Origin of the sequence: Pantoea sp. C8B4 (assembly GCF_051336905.1) — a bacterium.
Lineage (GTDB): Bacteria > Pseudomonadota > Gammaproteobacteria > Enterobacterales > Enterobacteriaceae > Pantoea > Pantoea rwandensis_B.
Window position 1 is genome coordinate 253901 of sequence record NZ_JBGMNK010000004.1, and the last position, 18145, is coordinate 272045.

The window sequence follows — 18145 nt, forward strand, 5'->3', positions numbered from 1 at the left end:
CTTCCCTGTCTTTCAAACATTATCATCGCTTTTGCAGTGCACACCTTCGCATTCCTACCGTTTGTGAGAAGGGTTCTCGTGCATTTCTGTTGGCACTCTCCTTCCCTGCCTTTCAAACTTCATCATCGCTTTTGTGCTGCAAACCTCCGCGTTCTTACCGTTTGTGAAGGGCGGATCTAGCGTCTGTTTTAGTGGGCACTCTCCTTCCCTTTCCTTTAAACTGCATCATCGCTTTTAGGGTACACACCTCCACATTCAGACCTTATATAACGAGGCGATTTTCACGCAGTTGTTTACTGGCGAAAAAACATCCTGCCGCTCACACTGATGACAGTCCCCGTGAATTGCGAGGTTAATGATGAGCAACAGTGATGTGCACAGTCGTCGATTGAAGGCCACGCCGCGCGGCGTGGGTGTGATGTGTGATTTCTATGCGGTCAAGGCGGAAAACGCCACGGTGTGGGATCAGAAAGGGCGAGAATACACTGATTTCGCGGCGGGTATTGCGGTGCTGAATACCGGGCATCGTCATCCGAAAGTGATGGCGGCCGTGCAACAGCAGTTGGATTGTTTTACCCATACTGCGTTTCAGATCATCCCCTATGAAAGCTATATTCATCTCGCTGAAAGGCTTAACCAGTGCGTTCCGATAAGCGGCGCAGTGAAAACCACTTTTTTCTCCAGCGGCGCGGAGGCGGTGGAGAATGCGGTGAAGATTGCCCGCGCGGCGACCGGGCGTCCCGGCATTATCGCGTTCACAGGCGCATTTCATGGTCGCACCCATATGACGATGTCACTGACGGGTAAGGTCGTGCCTTACAAAACCGGCTTTGGGCCGTTCGCCGGTTCGGTATTTCACGCCCAGTATCCCAATGCGCTGCACAACGTGAGCTTGCATCAGTCATTGGAGAGTCTTGAGGCCATTTTCCGCAGTGATATCAGCCCACAGCAGGTGGCGGCGATCATTTTCGAACCCGTACAGGGCGAAGGCGGTTTTTATATTGCGCCGCCAGCGTTTGTATCTGCGTTACGCGCCTTATGCGATCGTCACGGCATTTTGTTAATCGCCGATGAGATTCAGAGCGGTTTTGCGCGCACCGGCAAGCTGTTCGCCAGTGAGTATTACGATGTGCAGCCAGATTTGATCACCATGGCAAAAAGTCTGGCGGGCGGGTTTCCGTTATCGGCCGTATCCGGGCGTGCCGAAGTGATGGATGCCCCTGAACCGGGTGGTTTAGGTGGCACTTATGCGGGCAGCCCGCCCGCGATAGCAGCCGCGCATGCCGTGCTGGATATTATTGATGAAGAGCAGCTGTGCGCACGCGCTAACCAATTGGGCGAACAACTCAGTGCCACTTTGCGGAGTGCAGGATGCGCATCCCTTGCTGAGGTGCGCGGCTACGGCTCAATGGTTGCGGCAGAGTTTCAGGATGACTCAGGCCGACCATCAGCAGAAATCACCAAAGCGATTCAGTTACAGGCGCTGGCACAAGGGCTGATTTTACTGACCTGTGGCGTACACAGTAATGTGATCCGCTTTCTTTATCCGCTGACGATTCCGCAGCCACAGTTTGATAAGGCCCTGCAACTGCTTAGAGACATTTTGCGTGAGCATTAGAAACAACAAAGGCGCCGTTGGGCGCCTTGTTCGAACGTAGCGGGAATCAGGATTCGCTGCTCTGCTTGCGACGCGCGGCATCGCTGTTGCGGCTCAGCCACAGTGATACGGCTTTAAGCGAGTCGTCGGTGAACTCATCGCAGCGTGCAGTGATCTCTTCAGGCGTCATCCAGAACACTTCATCCACTTCTTCTTCCTGCATGGCGAATGGGCCATGTGACACACAGCTAAACAATCCGCCCCAGACGCGGCAGTGCTCATCTTCGAAGTAGAATTTACCATGTTCGGCAAACGGCACTGCGGCGATCCCTAATTCTTCTTCCGCTTCACGGCGTGCAGATTCCAGCAGGTCCTCACCACTCTGCACCACGCCACCGGCGGTCGCATCGAGCATACCCGGCATGAAGTCTTTGATTTCAGTACGACGCTGCACCAGAATTTTGCCCATACCATCATGCACCACGATGTAGGTCGCACGATGACGCAAATTCTGCGCACGCATCTGCGCACGGCTGGCCTGCGCAATGACTTCGTTCTCTTCACTAACGATATCAACCCACTCGATACCGCTATCTGCCGTTTGATCCACCATCCGTAACCCTTTTCTGTTTTCGGCGTGCCCAGCACGCGCCTGTTTGCGATGCCTTATTAGAATGAGCGGTAAGGTAAAGCGTTCTTTTCGCCTCCGCAAGGCTCTTCGTGCTTAGCGCGATTTGCCTGATTCAGCCAGCCACAATTGCACTGACGCGCGTTGCCACTGAAACTCGGCGTAATGCTGCAATTTCACCGGTAACGTGTCGCCATGCAGTGCCAGGCGGTTAATCATCACCGCCAAATCGGTGTCGGCAATCGACCATTCACCAAACAGGTTTTGTTGTCCATCCGGTAGCAGGCGCTGAACCGCCGCAATCAACTTGCTGGCCGCCTGTTCGCCTGCCGGAGTTAATGGCGCAAAGCGCTCGCCGGCAAACAGCACTTCCGTCGGGCGTTCAGCACGCAGCGCCATTAAATCACTGCGCAACCACGCCTGCACTTCACGCGCATGCGCACGCTTTTCACGATCGCGCGGATAGAGACGCTCAAATTCAGGTGCCGGAAAACGCTCCTCAAGGTATTCAGCAATCGCTGAAGATTCATTGAGCACCAGATCATCAATTTGCAGCGTGGGCACGCGGCAGGTGAGCGACAGGGCGCGATAGTCATCATCAAGCTGTGCGTTTTGCGCTAAGTCCACGCGTTTCAGGGTGAAGGGAATGCCCTTCTCGGTGAGTGCAACGTAGACCGACATAGCGTAAGGGCTAAAAAAGGATGCATCGGACCACAAGGTGATGGATGGATAGTTCATCGGCTGCCTCAATAAGCATCAGGTGTGCTTTCTATTTACCGATTTTTATTTGTTAAGGCAATGGTGCGCTGGTCGGATCTTTGACCTTAAGGCCAACACAAACTTTCCCTTTTTCTTCATTAGCGTAAGCGCTGTCACGCTATCCGTGCGCTTCTCTTCTATGATCAGTCTGAGCAGAAAATAAATTACAAGGAGGCTCAGCATGCACCTGCTTATTACCGGTGGCACAGGTTTGATAGGCCGCCATTTGATACCGCGTCTGCTGTTGCTCGGACATCAGGTGAACGTCGTCACCCGAGATGTCGCGGCGGCACGGGACAAACTGGATCCTCGCGTTTCGCTGTGGTCCGGCATCAATCAGCAAACCGATCTCGACGGTATTGATGGCGTGATTAATCTGGCAGGCGAGCCGATCGCCGATAAACGCTGGACCGAACAACAGAAACAGCGGCTGTGTGAAAGCCGCTGGCAGATTACCGAACAAATCGTTTCGTTGATCCACGCCAGCAGCAATCCACCGCATTTTTTAATTTCCGGATCCGCAACCGGTTTTTATGGTGATACCGGCGATCTGGTATTAACGGAAGATGATCCTGGTCACGATGAGTTTACCCATGCTCTATGCGCGCGCTGGGAGCAACTGGCGCTTAACGCACAGAGCGATCGCACCCGCGTTTGCTTATTACGCACTGGCGTAGTGCTAGCTGAGGAAGGCGGCGCGCTGGCGAAAATGAAGCTGCCGTTCAAGCTGGGTGTCGGCGGTCCGATTGGCAGCGGTAAGCAGTATCTGCCATGGATTCACATTGACGATCTGGTTAACGCCATCATCTGGCTGATCGACAATAACCACCTGAGCGGACCGTTCAATATGGTTGCGCCTTATGCGGTGCGCAATGAGCAGTTCGCCGCCACACTCGGCCACGTGATGCATCGACCGGCGTTTATGCGCACCCCAGCCAGCGCGATTAAGTTGATGATGGGAGAATCCGCCGTGCTGGTACTGGGTGGGCAGCATGTTCTGCCGAAACGGCTGGAGGAGTCGGGTTTTGGCTTCCGTTGGTATGATTTGCAGGAAGCGCTGCAGGATGTGGTCTGATAAACAGACGGCGGCCCTGAGCCGCCGTTTTTTCGCTTAGCTGCGTTGTTCCGCTACTCGCGATTTCACCGCCCTCTCTTCACGCGTGTGCCCCGGCTGCGGCACGCGAATGATAAAGGTCAGCACCCCCGCAAATACGTACAGCGCGGTGTAAGCCCATACCACCCCGACAATATCAAAGAACGGCAACATCACTGAGGCGATAGCCGGAGCCACGAAATTGCTCAGGCCCGCCGACAGGTTGTAGATCGAGACGGCGGCACCTTTGTGATGCGGTTCCAGCGTCGGAAATACCGCCGTCATCGGTACAAATGCCGCCACAAAGATCCCCAGCATCACTGCCGGAATCAGCGCCACCCAGAAGTTGTGACCGGCATACAGCGGCAGGTAGTAAAACATCAGGCTGGAGATCGCCATCCCCAGGCAGCCAAACCAGCGCACCTGACGGATCCAGCCTAGCTTCTCACCGGTAATGCCCCAGAAGATGTTGGTGAAAATGGTGACAAAGAAGAACACTGCCCAGATCTGCAGCCATTCAGAGATGGTGAAGCCAAGACGATCGACAAACAGCAGTGGCATGATGATGGCAAAACCAAACAGCGACAGCGTGTTGATGATGCGAATCAGGCAGGCATAAAACACATGCTGATTGGTGAACAGGATGGTCACGGCCCGCGACATCTCGGTCATTTTGTCACGCATCGGTAAATTCACACGTGAGCGATCCACTGGCACGTTGCGCAAGCTGAAGTACGCCAGAATACCGCCACAGGCCACCCAGATAATCGCCAGCCACAGTGTCCCGGTTTCTCCCAGCATCGGGATAGTCAGGCTTGGCAAATAGCTGCCAACCACGCCGATGCCGACGGAATACATTGCCCAGAACCAGCCGGTTGCTGCTGCCAGTTTCTCACGTGGCAAGACCTGCACCAACATCATCATGAACGAGTAGATAAACAGCGGATAAGCCAGCCCGCGGATGCCGTAGAACAGCACCATCAGCGGGTAGTTGCGCAGGCCAAGCCCCAGCGACATAAACAGCGCATGCATCACGATCCACAGCACAAAGCCAATCATCATCGCGCGCTGCGGGGTAATCAGCTCAGCCACCACGCCAGACGCCCAGGCCGCCAGCGCCGCCGCTAAACCATAAAAGGTAAACACCACCGCAGATTGCGCAGGCGTAAAGCCCATGTCGGTGATATGGCGCGACAGAAACGCCATTTCGAAGCCATCACCCGCCATGAAAATCGCGATAGCGAGGAAGCCCCAGAACATCTTTTTCGGTAAGCCAAACCAGTATTCGTTCGATTGCATCACCATCACCTTCTGTTCGGTAAGCCGTTATGCAGGCAGCAAGCTGCGCACCTGTTGTTGTTGGATGTAGAGTTCGCGGAACAGACGCAGCCGCTGTTGCAGCACCGCACCGCGCGTCACGTCCGGTTCATAGCGCGCCTGTACCGCCGGTTTCAGACACACCTCATGCTCAAGACCGCCATCCGCCAGCCAGGCTAAACGCGCGGCGCCCAGCGCACCGGATGCGCTGGCCGGATGGGTGACGATAGGCAGTTGCAGCACATCGGCAATCAGCTGTGCCCACAGCGTGCTACGCGCACCGCCGCCGGTCAGGCTGCATTGCTGAATGTGATGCTGAGCGTCACCGAGCACGGCTAACCCATCCGCCAGCCCAAATGCCACACCTTCAATCACCGCATAGCCCAGCAAGGCACGCGGCGTTTCGTGGCGTAGATTGAAGAAAGAACCGGAGGCGTCAGGATCGTTATGCGGTGTGCGCTCACCTGACAGATAAGGCAGGAAAACCGGTGCGCGACGCAGTTGTTCATCACTGAGCTGTGCCATCTCCTCCATCAGTTGGCTTTCGCTTACCGACAGCAGATTGCACAGCCAGCGCAGACAACTGGCGGCGCTGAGCATCACACTCATCTGATGCCAGCGGCCCGGTAGCGCATGGCAGAAGGCATGCACACCGGATTGAGGATCGGCCTGTAAGCGATCGTTCACCACGAAGATCACGCCGGACGTGCCCAATGAGATAAAGGCATCACCGGGATTGACCGCACCCACGCCGACCGCTGAAGCAGCATTGTCACCGCCACCACCGGCCACCGTTACCGAAGTGGATAAGCCCCACTCGCTCGCGAGTGCCGGTTGCAAGCGGCCACTCACCGCGCTGCCTTCTACCAGCTCAGGCATCTGCGCGCGCGTCAGTCCGGTAATAGACAACAGTTCATCAGACCAGTCACGCTGCGACACATCGAGCCACAGCGTACCGGCAGCATCGGAAGGCTCACTGACAAAGCGCCCGGTAAGACGCCAGCGCAGGTAATCTTTTGGCAGTAAGACCTTATCGATGCGGCTGAAGATCGCTGGCTCATGTTCAGCCACCCAGCGCAGTTTCGGCGCGGTGAAGCCGGGCATGATCATGTTGCCGCTGATCGCCATCATCTGTGGATAGCATTTACGCAGCACATCACACTGCGGCGCACTGCGTGTGTCGTTCCACAAGATGCATGGACGCAACACCTTGCCGTCCGCATCCAGCAGCACAGCGCCATGCATCTGACCGGATAAGCCGATAGCGCGAATCTCAGTCCACGCATCAGGGGATTGATGACGCAATCCCGCCAGTACCTCGGTACAGGCTTGCCACCAGCGTTCGGGATCTTGTTCTGCCCAGTGAGGATGTGGGCGCTGCACAGCCAGCGTGGCGTGCTGAGACGCCACAATCTCGCCGTCTGTATTAACGATCAGCGCTTTAAGTTCTGAGGTGCCGATATCAATGCCGAGATACATGATTACACCGCCGCCAGTTCTGGCTGTTTCAGCCACTGCTGCAAACTCTCAACACGACGCGTCACCAACGCATGAAACACCTTGTCGCTGGCCAGTTCCGCAAACAGCGCGCTGTCACTCAGGAAGGATTTCAATGGGTCGGCACTGGCGAATTGTTTACGCAGCGCATCGGCCTGTAGCGCGCCATCCTGATAGGAATACGGCAGATCGTCATTGGCCCAGCGCTGCATAAACAGGAAGAACAGCGCCGGAATCACCGCCGTTGCGCTGGGCTGTGCACCGCGCTGGTAGCACTCTTGCAGGGTTGGCGTCACCATGCCGGGAATTTTGGACAGGCCATCAGCGCCCACGCGCTGATTGGTGTCTTTGATGTATGGGTTGCTAAAGCGGGCCAGCACTACGTCGCGGTAATCGGCTAAATCAAGCGGGCTGGGCGACAGAGAGGGAATGACATCCTGAGTGACGTAGTCGTGCGCCAGTTGATAAATCGCCGGATGACGGGTGCTGTCATCGATATAGTTTAAGCCAATCAGCGTGCCCGCCCAGGCAATCGCGGCATGCGTCGCATTGAGGATGCGGATTTTCGCCTCTTCCCACGGCAGTACCGATTCCACCAGCTCAACGCCGACCTTTTCCAGCGCCGGACGCCCGGCAATAAAGTCATCCTCAATCACCCACTGAATAAAGGACTCCGCCATCACCGCTGCGCGATCCTGTTTGCCGGTTGCGGCTTGCACGCGCTCCGCCACATCCGGCGTAGGGCGCGGTGTGATGCGATCGACCATGGTATTCGGTGAAGTGGTCTGGGTGCGCACCCAATTGGCTAGCGCGGTATCGCCTTTAGCCGCAAGGAAGGCGAGGAACCCCTCACGGAAACGCTCGCCGTTATGGCGCAGGTTGTCACAGTTCAGCAGTGTGACTGGCGCGCCGCCCTGCACAACACGCTGCGTCAGGATGCGGCTGAGTGCGCCATAAATAGTGCGGATATCGCCGCTCAGGTCGGCCTTCACGTCTGCCTGGTTAAGATCCAGGGTGAATTCAGGCGTCAGGTAGTAACCCGCTTCAGTCACGGTAAAGCCAATCACACGAGTTTCCGCATTGGCTCCCTGCTCAACCAGCGCGCTGATTTCACTGTCCCACGGCAAGATTTTGCGCAGCGAAGTGATAGTTTCATAATCGCGCTCACCTTCAGGCGTCACGGTTTCCAGCACATATTCGCCGTTCTGTGACGCTAAATGATTGAGCAGCGGTACAGCGTCATTGCGAATATTGCCGAGCGCGATGCTCCAGCTTTCGTCTCCCTGCTCGCGCAGTTTATGCAGATACCAAGCCTGATGTGCCCGATGAAATGATCCCGCGCCGATGTGCATCCACACTGATTGATTGGTCATAATCGCCTCAATTAAACATTTGCCACAAAAAAGGGCATTTGCCCGATAGCCAGTAGCATAGTGCGCGTGGTGAGGTTCTTTCTGCGAGCCTTATCACAAATAATACTTTTGCTCTTTTTTAGGGCTTTTGCTCAGTTAGTGCTTTTCGTAAAACACGCGCTAAGATGACGCATCGATTTTGACGGAACAGCGTGATGAGCAGAGAAGAGAAAAAGCAGGAGCTGGCCGCACGTGCCGCGTGGATGTATTACGTTGCAGGCGTGACACAGCAGGAGATTGCGCAGGCATTGGGATTATCACGTCAGGTCGCGCAGCGCCTGGTCTCCAGCGCACGCGAGATGGGCATGGTGAGCGTAAAAATCGATCATCCCGTCACGCACTGTTTGCAGCTGGCGCGCGAGGTGCAGGAGAAATTTGCTCTGGATCTGTGCCGCGTGGTGCCATCGGCCAATCTGAATGATGACGCCATTCAACAAATGCTGGCGGTAGAAGGCGCGGCGGTGATGTCACAGTTTATCAATGAGGAAACGCCACAGGTGTTCGGCATTGGTTCGGGCAAGACGCTACGCTCAATGATCGATGCATTGCCGTGGGTGGATCGCCCGCAGCATCAGTGTGTTTCGATGATTGGGGCGATTGCACGCGATGATTCCGGTACCCGCTACGATGTGCCATTGAAAATGGCCGAAAAGATGCAGGGAAAATATTTCTTCATTCCTGCGCCGCTGTACGCCGACACGCCACAGGATAAAGCGATGTGGGTGCAGCATCAGGTGTATCAGCGCGTCACCGATCGCGCATTGCAGGCGGACGTGGCCTTTGTTGGTATTGGGGAAGTGATGCCGGGTTGTCCGTTAAATGCCGAAGGATTTATCACCGATGCGCAGGTTGAGGCACTGAATGCACGCGGCGTGGTGGGCGAAATGCTCGGCCACTTTTTCAATCAGCAAGGTGAGCGCGTGTGGGGCGAAACCGATGAGCTACTGACCAGCGTACTGCTAGAGAGCCAGACACAGCGCAAGATTATTGGTTTTTCCGGCAGCGAGCGGAAGTACCCGGCGATTCGGGCTGCATTGCAGGGTGGCTGGGTATCGGGACTGGTAACCGATGAAGATACGGCGCTGAGGTTACTGCGGGAGTAACTGTACGCGCGCCATTGCCTCATCTCGCCCGTACGATTATCGGCCAGGTGCGCATCGATGCCTCATCTCGCCCGTGCGATTATCGGCCAAATGCGCATCGCTGCTTCATCTCGCCCGTGCGGTTATCAGCCAGGTGCGCATCGATGCCTCATCTCGCCCGTGCGGCGATTGGCCAGGTGCGCATAGTGCGCACCCTACATTGGTAGGGTCGCCATTGATGGCGACCTGGTCAATTACTTCAGCGATCCCGACAGGAATTGCTGCAAGCGCGGGCTTTTCGGGTTGCCGAAAAGTTCATCTGGCGAGCCCTGCTCTTCAATCTTGCCCTGATGCAGGAAAATCACGTGATTGGAAACATGGCGAGCAAACTCCATCTCGTGCGTCACCACCACCATGGTTTTACCCTCTTCAGCCAGTTTCTGCATGATGCGCAGCACTTCGCCGACTAACTCGGGATCGAGCGCAGAAGTCGGTTCATCAAACAGCAGCACTTCCGGCTCCATCGCCAGGGCGCGGGCAATCGACACACGCTGCTGCTGACCGCCGGAAAGATGCACCGGATATTTAGCGCGCGCACGCTCATCAATGCCGACTTTATCCAGATATTTAATCGCACGCTCACGCGCTTCGGCTTTGCTCAGCCCCAGCACCTGGATTGGCGCTTCGGTGACGTTATCCAGCACCGTCATGTGGCTCCACAGGTTAAAGTGCTGGAACACCATGGTCAGACGAGTGCGCAGTGAACGCAGCTGCTCTTTGTTGGACACTTTCAGCTGTCCATCGGTATCACGCACCAGATTGATTTGCTCGTTGTTGACCGAAATGGTGCCTTCGCTCGGCTTTTCGAGGAAGTTAATGCAGCGTAAGAAGGTACTTTTCCCGGAACCGGACGAGCCAATAATGCTGATCACATCGCCGGCGTTCGCCTGCAGTGATACGCCTTTCAAAACTTCATGTTCACCGTAACGCTTGTGCAGTTCGGTAACGCTTAATTTGTTGTCAGCCATAGTGATACTCAATGCGATGAAGAAGGTTTCACGTGCGCCAGGAAGCGGCGTTCCGCCTTGCGGAACAGGCTAATCAGCACGTAAGAGATAATCAGATACAGCACCGCAGCGATGCCAAACGCGGTAAACGGCTGGTAGGTCGCCGAGTTAATATCACGCGCGATTTTCAACAGATCCGGCACCGTGGCAGTAAATGCCAGCGCGGTGGAGTGCAGCATTAGGATCACTTCATTACTGTAGGCTGGCAGCGCAGTACGCAGCGCCGACGGCAGTATGATGCAGCGATACATTTTAAACGGGGAGAAACCGTAAGCGCGTGCTGCTTCAATTTCGCCATGGGGAACCGCGCGAATGGCCCCTGCAAAAATTTCGGTGGTGTAAGCGCAGGTGTTCAGCGTAAAGGCCAGCAGCGTACAGTTCAGGCCGCTGCGGAAGAAGGCATTCAGCAGCTCCGATCCTTTCACCACTTCCAGCGTATACATGCCGGAATAGAACACCAGCAACTGGACATACAGCGGCGTACCGCGGAACACATAGGTGAACAGCCAGACGGGCGTTGAGATATAACGATTCGGCGATACACGCGCAATCGCCAGCAACACCGCCATGCAACCACCGATCACCACGGAAAGAATCAACAACCACAACGTAATGGCGACGCCGGTAAAACGGTAACCATCGGTCCAGAGCAGCTGTTTCCAATACTCCTGAATAATATCGATCATAGCTCTGCCCTTTTCACACCCACCGTGTAGCGGCGTTCAAGCCACCACAGCACGCCGTTCGACAGCGTGGTAAACACCAGATAAATCACCCCCGCGACGATCGCGAAGTAGAACGGCTGCCAGGTACTTTTACCCGCCAGCTGCGTGGCTTTCACCACGTCTTCCAGCCCCAGCAGCGACACCAGCGCCGTGGCTTTGAGAATCACCTGCCAGTTATTACCAATGCCTGGTAACGCAAAACGCATCATCGCCGGGAACAAAATACGACGGAAAGTTTGCGAACCGGTGAAACCGAAAGCGGTAGCCGCTTCAATCTGCCCTTTTGGCACAGCGAGGAAAGCACCACGGAAAGTTTCGGTGAAATAGGCACCATAGATGAAGCCAAGTGTGATGATACCGGCCACCATCGGATCGATATCAAACTGCGCCATGCCCAGCGCATCAGTGACCGTATTGAGGGCGATTTGCAGACCGTAGAAGATCAGCAACATTAAAACCAGATCGGGCACACCGCGGATTAAGGTGGTGTAGCCTTCAGCAATCATCACCAACAGGCGACTGCGAGAGAGTTTGGCGCCAGCGCCCATTAAGCCAAGCACTAAGGCGAGCACCACCGAGCTGAGTGCCAGCTCAAGGGTCACCAGGGTGCCTTTTAGGATTACTTCAGAATAGCCATACAGCATGGGTTCGATCCTGTCGTGAGGGAAAATAACAAACGCTGCCCAACTAACGGACAGTCCTGACCAGGATTTGAATCACAGGGTAGATGGCGGCAAGCGTATGAACCCCGGGAGTTTACATAAGTAAGCGCCCGGAGTGAATAGTTATGACCAACCCTGCTGCAAATCAATCATCAAGGTCAGAAAACAGGACAATTAATCGCCGTATACGTTGAAATCAAAGTACTTCTTCGCAATCTTGTCGTAAGTGCCATCTTTACGCATGGCATCAAACGCTTTATCGATGGCCGCTTTCAGGTCTGCATCATCTTTGCGTAAGCCCATACCGGTACCCACACCAAAGATTTTGTCATCTTTGACCGCGGGACCCGCAAACGCATAGTTTTTGCCAACCGGCTGTTTCAGGAAGCCCTCACTCGCCTGCACTTCATCCTGGAAAGCCGCATCGATACGACCTGCATCCAGATCCTGATACACCAGATCCTGGTTGGCGTATGGCGTCACGGTGACACCCTTAGGACGCCAGTTTTCGTTCGCGTAGGTTTCCTGAGTGGTGCCCTGCAGCAGACCGATGTTTTTACCTTTCAGCGATTCAATGGTTGGTTGCAGGCTGGAACCTTTCTTCGCCACTAAACGCGCGTTTGCGGCGTAGAGTTTTTCAGAGAAGGCGATCTCTTCCTGACGTTTCTCGGTGATGGAGAGAGAAGAGATGATAGCGTCGATCTTCTTCGCTTTCAGCGACGGGATCAGCGCATCAAAATCACTTTCCACATAAGTACATTTGGTCTCGATACGCTTACAGATTTCGTTCGCCAGATCGATGTCAAAGCCGACTAACTGGCCTTGTGCATTCTTGGATTCAAACGGCGGGTATGTCGGGTCTGTCCCGATGCGCAGCGTTTTTGGTACCGCAGCGAACACGCTCGCAGCGCTGGACATGGCCAGCATCAGGGAAAGAGCCAGAACTCGCTTTTTCATAGGTAACCCTCAAGTGAAGTGCTTATTGTTATATGGTCGTGATGTGTGTTTGCGCTGAATGATTTGCAGGTTTCATGCCAGTTATGCAAAACGGCGAAAGCGTGCTCAGGCGCACTAAATACCGCGCCCTTCAGGGGCGCAAGCACTTAGTTTGTGAGGGAAATATAACAGCGGCGTGAGGAAGAAAAAGCGACATTGTTAACTTTTGGTGCACAAGATGCACGAAGAGTGATCGGGCACGCGAAATTGCACACAGTTAGTGCAAAATTGCACCATTATGCGCCATGCCAACGGGTAAACAGGTCTTGCGGCAGCTCAATATCGAATTGATCGATGACGCGATTGACGGTTTGATCGACCAAATCTTCAATTTTTTGTGGGCGGTGATAGAAAGCGGGCACCGGTGGCATGATCAGTGCGCCCAATTCCGCGGCAGTGGTCATCATGCGTAAATGCCCAAGATGCAGCGGCGTTTCGCGCACGCACAGGACCAGTTTACGCTGCTCCTTCAGCACCACATCGGCGGCGCGCGTCAGCAAACTATCACTGTAGCTGTGCACGATGCCGGAAAGGGTTTTCATTGAACAGGGTAAAATCACCATACCGAGTGTCTTGAAGGAACCGGATGAGATGCTGGCCGCGATATCACGTACGTCATGCACCACATCAGCCAGTGCTTGCACATCACGCAGGCTGTAATCCGTTTCCAGCGATAACGTCTGACGCGCAGCCGGACTGATCACCAAATGGGTTTCCACATCGGCCAAAGGTTGCAGCACTTGCAACAATCGCACGCCGTAGATCGCGCCACTGGCGCCGGAAATACCAATGATCAGTCGTTTCATTATTCAGCCCTACCCGTTCAGATTGCGGCAATGATAGCCGCTCACTGAACAAAAATACAAAAACAAACAGGGCGGAGTCTCCCCCGCCCTGTTAAAGATAAGCACCACGAGGCAGTTAGCCTTCGTTATGCAGCTCCAGACCTTCCACTTCGTTCTGACGCTGAATCGCTTTCGCATCATCATTACGCAGTGACTGCAAATACTCGAGGTACTGCTGGTCGACATCTTTGGTGACGTAAACGCCGTTGAATACCGAGCACTCAAACTGTGCGATATCCGGATTCTCTTCACGTACTGCTTCGATCAGATCATCGAGGTCCTGGAAGATCAGCGCATCGGCTTTGATCAGCTGACGAATCTCTTCCACTTCACGACCATGCGCGATCAGTTCGGTAGCGCTTGGCATGTCGATACCGTAGACGTTCGGGAAACGAATTTCCGGCGCGGCAGACGCCAGGTAAACGCGTTTTGCACCGGCTTCGCGCGCCATTTCAATGATCTGCTCAGAAGTGGTGCCGCGCACGATGGAGTCATCGACCAGCAGCACGTTCTTATCACGGAACTCGGCACGGTTGGCATTCAACTTACGGCGAATCGCGCTACGACGCATATGCTGGCCCGGCATGATAAAGGTGCGGCCCACATAGCGGTTTTTCACGAAGCCCTGACGGTATGGCTTGTCGAGAATACGGGCGATTTCCAGCGCGGCATCAGTGGAGGTTTCCGGGATCGGAATGACCACGTCGATATCCAGATCTTCCCATTCGCGGGCAATTTTCTGACCGAGTTTGGTGCCCATACGCACACGTGCGCTGTAGACCGACACCTTATCAAGGAAGGAGTCTGGACGCGCAAAGTAGACGTATTCGAACAGGCATGGGTTGGTTTTTGGATTCTCAGCACACTGGCGCGTGGAGAGCTGGCCCTGCTCGGTGATGTACACCGCTTCACCAGGCGCCACATCGCGGATGAACTCGAAGCCTAACGTATCCAGTGCCACGCTTTCAGACGCCACCATATATTCGGTGCGACCATCAGCAATCACGCGTTTACCCAGAACTAATGGGCGAATCCCGTTTGGATCGCGGAACGCGACTAAACCATGGCCAATAATCATCGAAACCACTGCGTAAGCGCCGCGCACCTGTTGGTGCACTGCCGCTACCGCAGCAAAAATGTTGTCAGCTTCCAGCGGGTCATGCTGGAAACGGTCGAGCTCCTGCGCAAAGATGTTCAGCAGGATTTCAGAATCAGAGGTGGTGTTAACGTGACGACGACCCACTTCGAACAGATGCTTACGCAGTTCGTGCGCGTTGGTCAGGTTGCCGTTGTGCGCCAGCGTAATGCCATACGGGGAGTTTACGTAGAAAGGCTGCGCTTCAGAAGCGCTGGAGCTGCCCGCGGTTGGATAGCGAACATGGCCAATCCCGATATTACCCTGCAAACGCTGCATGTGGCGTGCTTCGAAGACATCGCTCACCAGGCCATTCGCTTTACGCAGACGGAAGCAGTTAAGCGCATCGATGGTACAAATGCCGGCGGCATCTTGCCCGCGGTGCTGCAGCACCGTTAACGCGTCATAGATCGACTGGTTTACTGGCATAAAACCGGTGATACCAACAATACCGCACATGTTGTCATTTCCTCATTGGCCGCACTCCCGGTGGCGTTACCGGGGTATAAAACTGGACGTGCTTTTCAGGTAATCGAAAAACCACCTGATGATGTAACTGAACTGGGGAATGAGTTGCGACTGTTGCCAGTCCGGGCTTTTGGAAAAGCCGGTGAATGTATCGAGGAAGAAGAGCATAGCGGAAACAATCAGCACGCCACGCAACGCCCCGAAACAGACCCCCAACACCCTGTCGGTTCCCGACAAGCCGGTTTTTTCCACCAGCGAGCCGATCACATAGTTCACGATGGCACCCACAATCAGGGTGGCAACGAATAACACCGCTATCGCGATGCCGTTGCGAACCAGTTCGTCGTCAAAACCTGTAAACCAGACTGCAAGGTAGGTGTAGTAATGACTGGCGACAAAAAACGCGCATCCCCAGGTAACGAGAGATAAGGCTTCCCGGACAAACCCACGAATCAGGCTGACCAGAGCCGAAAAACCAACTACCGCAATAATGACGTAATCAATCCAGATCATGAACGCTTCCAACCCAGTGCTTATGCACCCCTGCATCCAGTTCGGGGCGCATTCTAACAGAAAAAGAAAACGTTTGCGTAGGGTTTTCCGGTTCTGTATCCATAAAAAGGGCGATGAAAAAAACTTTCCTCGCCCTGAGTAAAATCAGCAATTTAACTCACTGATATAAAACAGCTTTACCACAACATTTTCGCTTAACTGCTTGTGCTATACCGCGCCTTTTACTGCTATCGGCGCGGCTTATCACAGCATTAACGCGTGCCGTACGGTTTCACCACGCCACCGAGCCCGGAGATGCTTTGTAACTCACTCAGCGAACTCTGCAGCTTCGCTTTTGAGGCATCCGGACCCACGTAAATGCGCGTGATTTGTCCCTGTACCGGCGTGGATGGCACGGTAAAGGCACGATATCCCGACAGACGCAGTTGCGCCACGATCTCACTGACCTTGGCCGCGTTCTTTAGCGCACCCAGCTGAACCACAAACGCCTGCCCCGCAGGAGCCGCTTCCGGTTCACTCTGTTTCGGTGTTTCGACCGCTTTTGGCTGCTCAACCGGTTTCGGCTGTTCTACCACTTTTGGTTTGGGTTGCTCGACCGGTTTTGGTTTCGGCTGTTCAACCGGTTTAGGTTTGGGCTGTTCGACCACTTTCGGCTTCGGCTGCTCAACCGGCTTCGTCTGCTGATGCACCGGCGGCGGTGTCACCAGCGTAGGCTCGCTGTTCTGCACCGGTTGCGCATTGCCATTGCTGGCCGAGCTGCTGGCTTTACCGTTATCCGGGGTTTGCGCCGTGCTCGCCCCTTCCGGCGGCTGCGCCGGGAGCGGTTGCGTCACCGGCGGCACCATTTCGCTATCCTGCTGATCGTCCGGCTTTGGCACCAGCGGAATCGCCGCGAACTCTTCTTTATAATGCTTTTTCTTGCCGTCGAGCAGCCCCGGCAGCACGATGACGCCAATCGCCACCAAAATGACGGTACCGACTAAGCGATTTTGAAACTTACTTGCCACTGCCATTCTCCGCTGACATCGATTCCATAATCTGTGCAACGGTGTGGAAAGAACCACACACCAGAATCACATCCTCAGGCGCGGCTTGCTGACGCGCGGCCTGCCATGCTGCATCGACGTTATCATACGCATTGCCACCTTCAAGGTGGGCGATCAGTTCATCGGCGGTGGCGCCACGCGGACCGTCAAGCGGTGCACAGAACCAGCTATCCACCTGCGGTGCCAGCGCGGCCAGCGTCCCCGCGATGTCTTTGTCATGCAACATGCCGACCACTGCATGCACTTTACCGCTTTTCGGCAACTCCGCCAGACGCGAAGCCAGATAATGCGCGGCATGCGGATTGTGCGCCACATCGAGAATCACGCGCGGGCTTTCACTCACCGTCTGGAAGCGCCCGGGCAGAATCGCTAAAGGCAGATGTTCGCGAATCACGGCTTCGCTGACGTTGAGTCCTGATGCGCGCAGCGCGGTCAGTGCAGTCGCCGCATTGGGTAACGGCACCTGCGGCAACGGCAGGTCTTTCAGCTCACCGTGTGCATCCTGTAACGTCCAGCTGTTTTCCTGTTTCTGCCACTGCCAGTCGCGATTGATTTGCAGTAACTGCGCGCCCTTCTCTGTCGCGACTTCGGCGATGGTGTGCGGCATATCCGCCTCACCCACGACCGCCGGTTTGCCGCCGCGGAACACGCCGGCTTTTTCCCGGCCAATGCTTTCGCGATCCGGTCCCAGCCAATCGGTGTGATCGAGCGCGATGCTGGTGATCACCGCAACATCCGCATCCACGATGTTAGTGGCGTCAAGACGTCCGCCCAGACCCACTTCGAGGATCACCACATCAAGATTGGCCTCACGGAACAGATTCAGTGCGGAGAGGGTGCCGAATTCAAAGTAGGTGAGTGAAATGTCACCGCGTCCGGCTTCAATACTGGCGAAGCTGGCGCTGTGCAGCGCTTCATCCAGCTCGGAGCCCTGCACGCGTACGCGTTCGGTGTAGCGCACCAGATGCGGCGAGCTGTACACGCCCACGCGATAGCCCGCTGCCATCAACAGCGTTTCCAGCGTGCGGCAGGTGGTCCCTTTGCCATTGGTGCCGGCAACAGTGAAGATAAACGGAGCGGGTTTTAGCAGGTCAAGGCGTGCGGCGACGCGTTGAATACGATCCAGACCCAATTCGATGGCCTGAGAATGCAGATGTTCAAGATAATGAAGCCACGTGGCCAAAGGCGACGTGGCTTGAGGAAGCTGCAGAGTGTCCATGTGTCCCGTTTACTCATCTTACACATCGTCATTCAAGCCGCAGCGGCGTGGGCTGCACTCAATCCCCCCCCGGTCCCTTACTGA

17 protein-coding genes are annotated in these 18145 nt (G+C 55.2%); 3 read left to right on the forward strand and 14 right to left on the reverse strand.

Annotated features, from left to right (window positions below):
* Nucleotides 1-358: 358 nt before the first annotated feature.
* The gene (locus tag ACCW76_RS07460) at nucleotides 359-1618 is read left to right on the forward strand and encodes a 4-aminobutyrate--2-oxoglutarate transaminase (protein ID WP_436338228.1); all 1260 of its coding nucleotides are present in this window, start codon (nucleotides 359-361) and stop codon (nucleotides 1616-1618) included.
* Between the two features lie 46 nt (nucleotides 1619-1664).
* On the opposite strand, the gene yfcD is transcribed toward ACCW76_RS07460, so the two are convergent.
* Entirely contained in the window at nucleotides 1665-2210 is a 546-nt protein-coding gene (gene yfcD, locus ACCW76_RS07465; protein ID WP_038645719.1) for an NUDIX hydrolase YfcD, read from the reverse strand.
* A gap of 111 nt (nucleotides 2211-2321) precedes the next feature.
* The gene (gene yfcF / locus ACCW76_RS07470) at nucleotides 2322-2963 is read right to left on the reverse strand and encodes a glutathione transferase (protein ID WP_038645717.1); all 642 of its coding nucleotides are present in this window, start codon (nucleotides 2961-2963) and stop codon (nucleotides 2322-2324) included.
* A gap of 202 nt (nucleotides 2964-3165) precedes the next feature.
* On the opposite strand from yfcF, the gene ACCW76_RS07475 reads away from it, so the two are divergent.
* The gene (locus ACCW76_RS07475) at nucleotides 3166-4059 is read left to right on the forward strand and encodes a TIGR01777 family oxidoreductase (protein ID WP_436338176.1); all 894 of its coding nucleotides are present in this window, start codon (nucleotides 3166-3168) and stop codon (nucleotides 4057-4059) included.
* Nucleotides 4060-4095: 36 nt separating this feature from the next.
* On the opposite strand, the gene ACCW76_RS07480 is transcribed toward ACCW76_RS07475, so the two are convergent.
* The 3 genes from ACCW76_RS07480 to dalD are packed head-to-tail and all read right to left on the reverse strand — an operon-like array spanning nucleotide 4096 to nucleotide 8264.
* Complete coding sequence (locus ACCW76_RS07480) at nucleotides 4096-5376, reverse strand: MFS transporter (protein WP_038645712.1); 1281 nt, start codon at nucleotides 5374-5376, stop codon at nucleotides 4096-4098.
* A 27-nt stretch (nucleotides 5377-5403) separates the two neighbouring features.
* The gene (gene xylB, locus ACCW76_RS07485) at nucleotides 5404-6873 is read right to left on the reverse strand and encodes a xylulokinase (protein WP_436338178.1); all 1470 of its coding nucleotides are present in this window, start codon (nucleotides 6871-6873) and stop codon (nucleotides 5404-5406) included.
* A gap of 2 nt (nucleotides 6874-6875) precedes the next feature.
* Nucleotides 6876-8264: a D-arabinitol 4-dehydrogenase gene (gene dalD / locus ACCW76_RS07490; RefSeq protein WP_436338179.1), complete on the reverse strand. Its 1389-nt coding sequence runs from the start codon at nucleotides 8262-8264 to the stop codon at nucleotides 6876-6878.
* A gap of 194 nt (nucleotides 8265-8458) precedes the next feature.
* Here dalD and ACCW76_RS07495 point away from each other — a divergent pair, with 194 nt between their 5' ends.
* Nucleotides 8459-9406 (forward strand): sugar-binding transcriptional regulator, encoded by a 948-nt coding sequence (locus ACCW76_RS07495; protein WP_436338181.1) that lies wholly within the window; start codon nucleotides 8459-8461, stop codon nucleotides 9404-9406.
* 233 nt (nucleotides 9407-9639) lie between these two features.
* Here ACCW76_RS07495 and hisP read toward each other — a convergent pair whose 3' ends face one another.
* The 9 genes from hisP to folC form a co-directional block, all read right to left on the reverse strand.
* The gene (gene hisP / locus ACCW76_RS07500) at nucleotides 9640-10413 is read right to left on the reverse strand and encodes a histidine ABC transporter ATP-binding protein HisP (protein ID WP_038645703.1); all 774 of its coding nucleotides are present in this window, start codon (nucleotides 10411-10413) and stop codon (nucleotides 9640-9642) included.
* An 8-nt stretch (nucleotides 10414-10421) separates the two neighbouring features.
* Nucleotides 10422-11138 carry an ABC transporter permease gene (locus ACCW76_RS07505; protein ID WP_034825106.1) on the reverse strand — a complete coding sequence of 239 codons (717 nt, stop codon included), beginning with the start codon at nucleotides 11136-11138 and terminating at the stop codon, nucleotides 10422-10424.
* Nucleotides 11135-11821, reverse strand: coding sequence for a histidine ABC transporter permease HisQ (locus ACCW76_RS07510; protein ID WP_038645701.1), 687 nt, complete (start codon nucleotides 11819-11821; stop codon nucleotides 11135-11137). Before ACCW76_RS07510 ends, ACCW76_RS07505 begins: the two co-directional genes overlap by 4 nt.
* A 192-nt stretch (nucleotides 11822-12013) precedes the next feature.
* Complete coding sequence (argT, locus tag ACCW76_RS07515; protein WP_034825110.1) at nucleotides 12014-12796, reverse strand: lysine/arginine/ornithine ABC transporter substrate-binding protein ArgT; 783 nt, start codon at nucleotides 12794-12796, stop codon at nucleotides 12014-12016.
* 275 nt (nucleotides 12797-13071) lie between these two features.
* On the reverse strand, nucleotides 13072-13641 hold the full coding sequence (locus ACCW76_RS07520) for a UbiX family flavin prenyltransferase (protein WP_038645698.1): 570 nt from the start codon (nucleotides 13639-13641) through the stop codon (nucleotides 13072-13074).
* A gap of 115 nt (nucleotides 13642-13756) precedes the next feature.
* A complete protein-coding gene (purF, locus tag ACCW76_RS07525; protein ID WP_034825114.1) occupies nucleotides 13757-15274 on the reverse strand; it encodes an amidophosphoribosyltransferase in 1518 nt (505 codons plus the stop codon).
* Nucleotides 15275-15310: 36 nt separating this feature from the next.
* The gene (cvpA, locus tag ACCW76_RS07530; RefSeq protein WP_034825265.1) at nucleotides 15311-15796 is read right to left on the reverse strand and encodes a colicin V production protein; all 486 of its coding nucleotides are present in this window, start codon (nucleotides 15794-15796) and stop codon (nucleotides 15311-15313) included.
* 251 nt (nucleotides 15797-16047) lie between these two features.
* Nucleotides 16048-16803: a cell division protein DedD gene (gene dedD / locus ACCW76_RS07535; RefSeq protein ID WP_160869149.1), complete on the reverse strand. Its 756-nt coding sequence runs from the start codon at nucleotides 16801-16803 to the stop codon at nucleotides 16048-16050.
* A complete protein-coding gene (folC, locus tag ACCW76_RS07540; RefSeq protein ID WP_436338182.1) occupies nucleotides 16793-18061 on the reverse strand; it encodes a bifunctional tetrahydrofolate synthase/dihydrofolate synthase in 1269 nt (422 codons plus the stop codon). The genes dedD and folC overlap by 11 nt, the downstream gene beginning before the upstream one ends.
* Nucleotides 18062-18145: the final 84 nt, after the last annotated feature.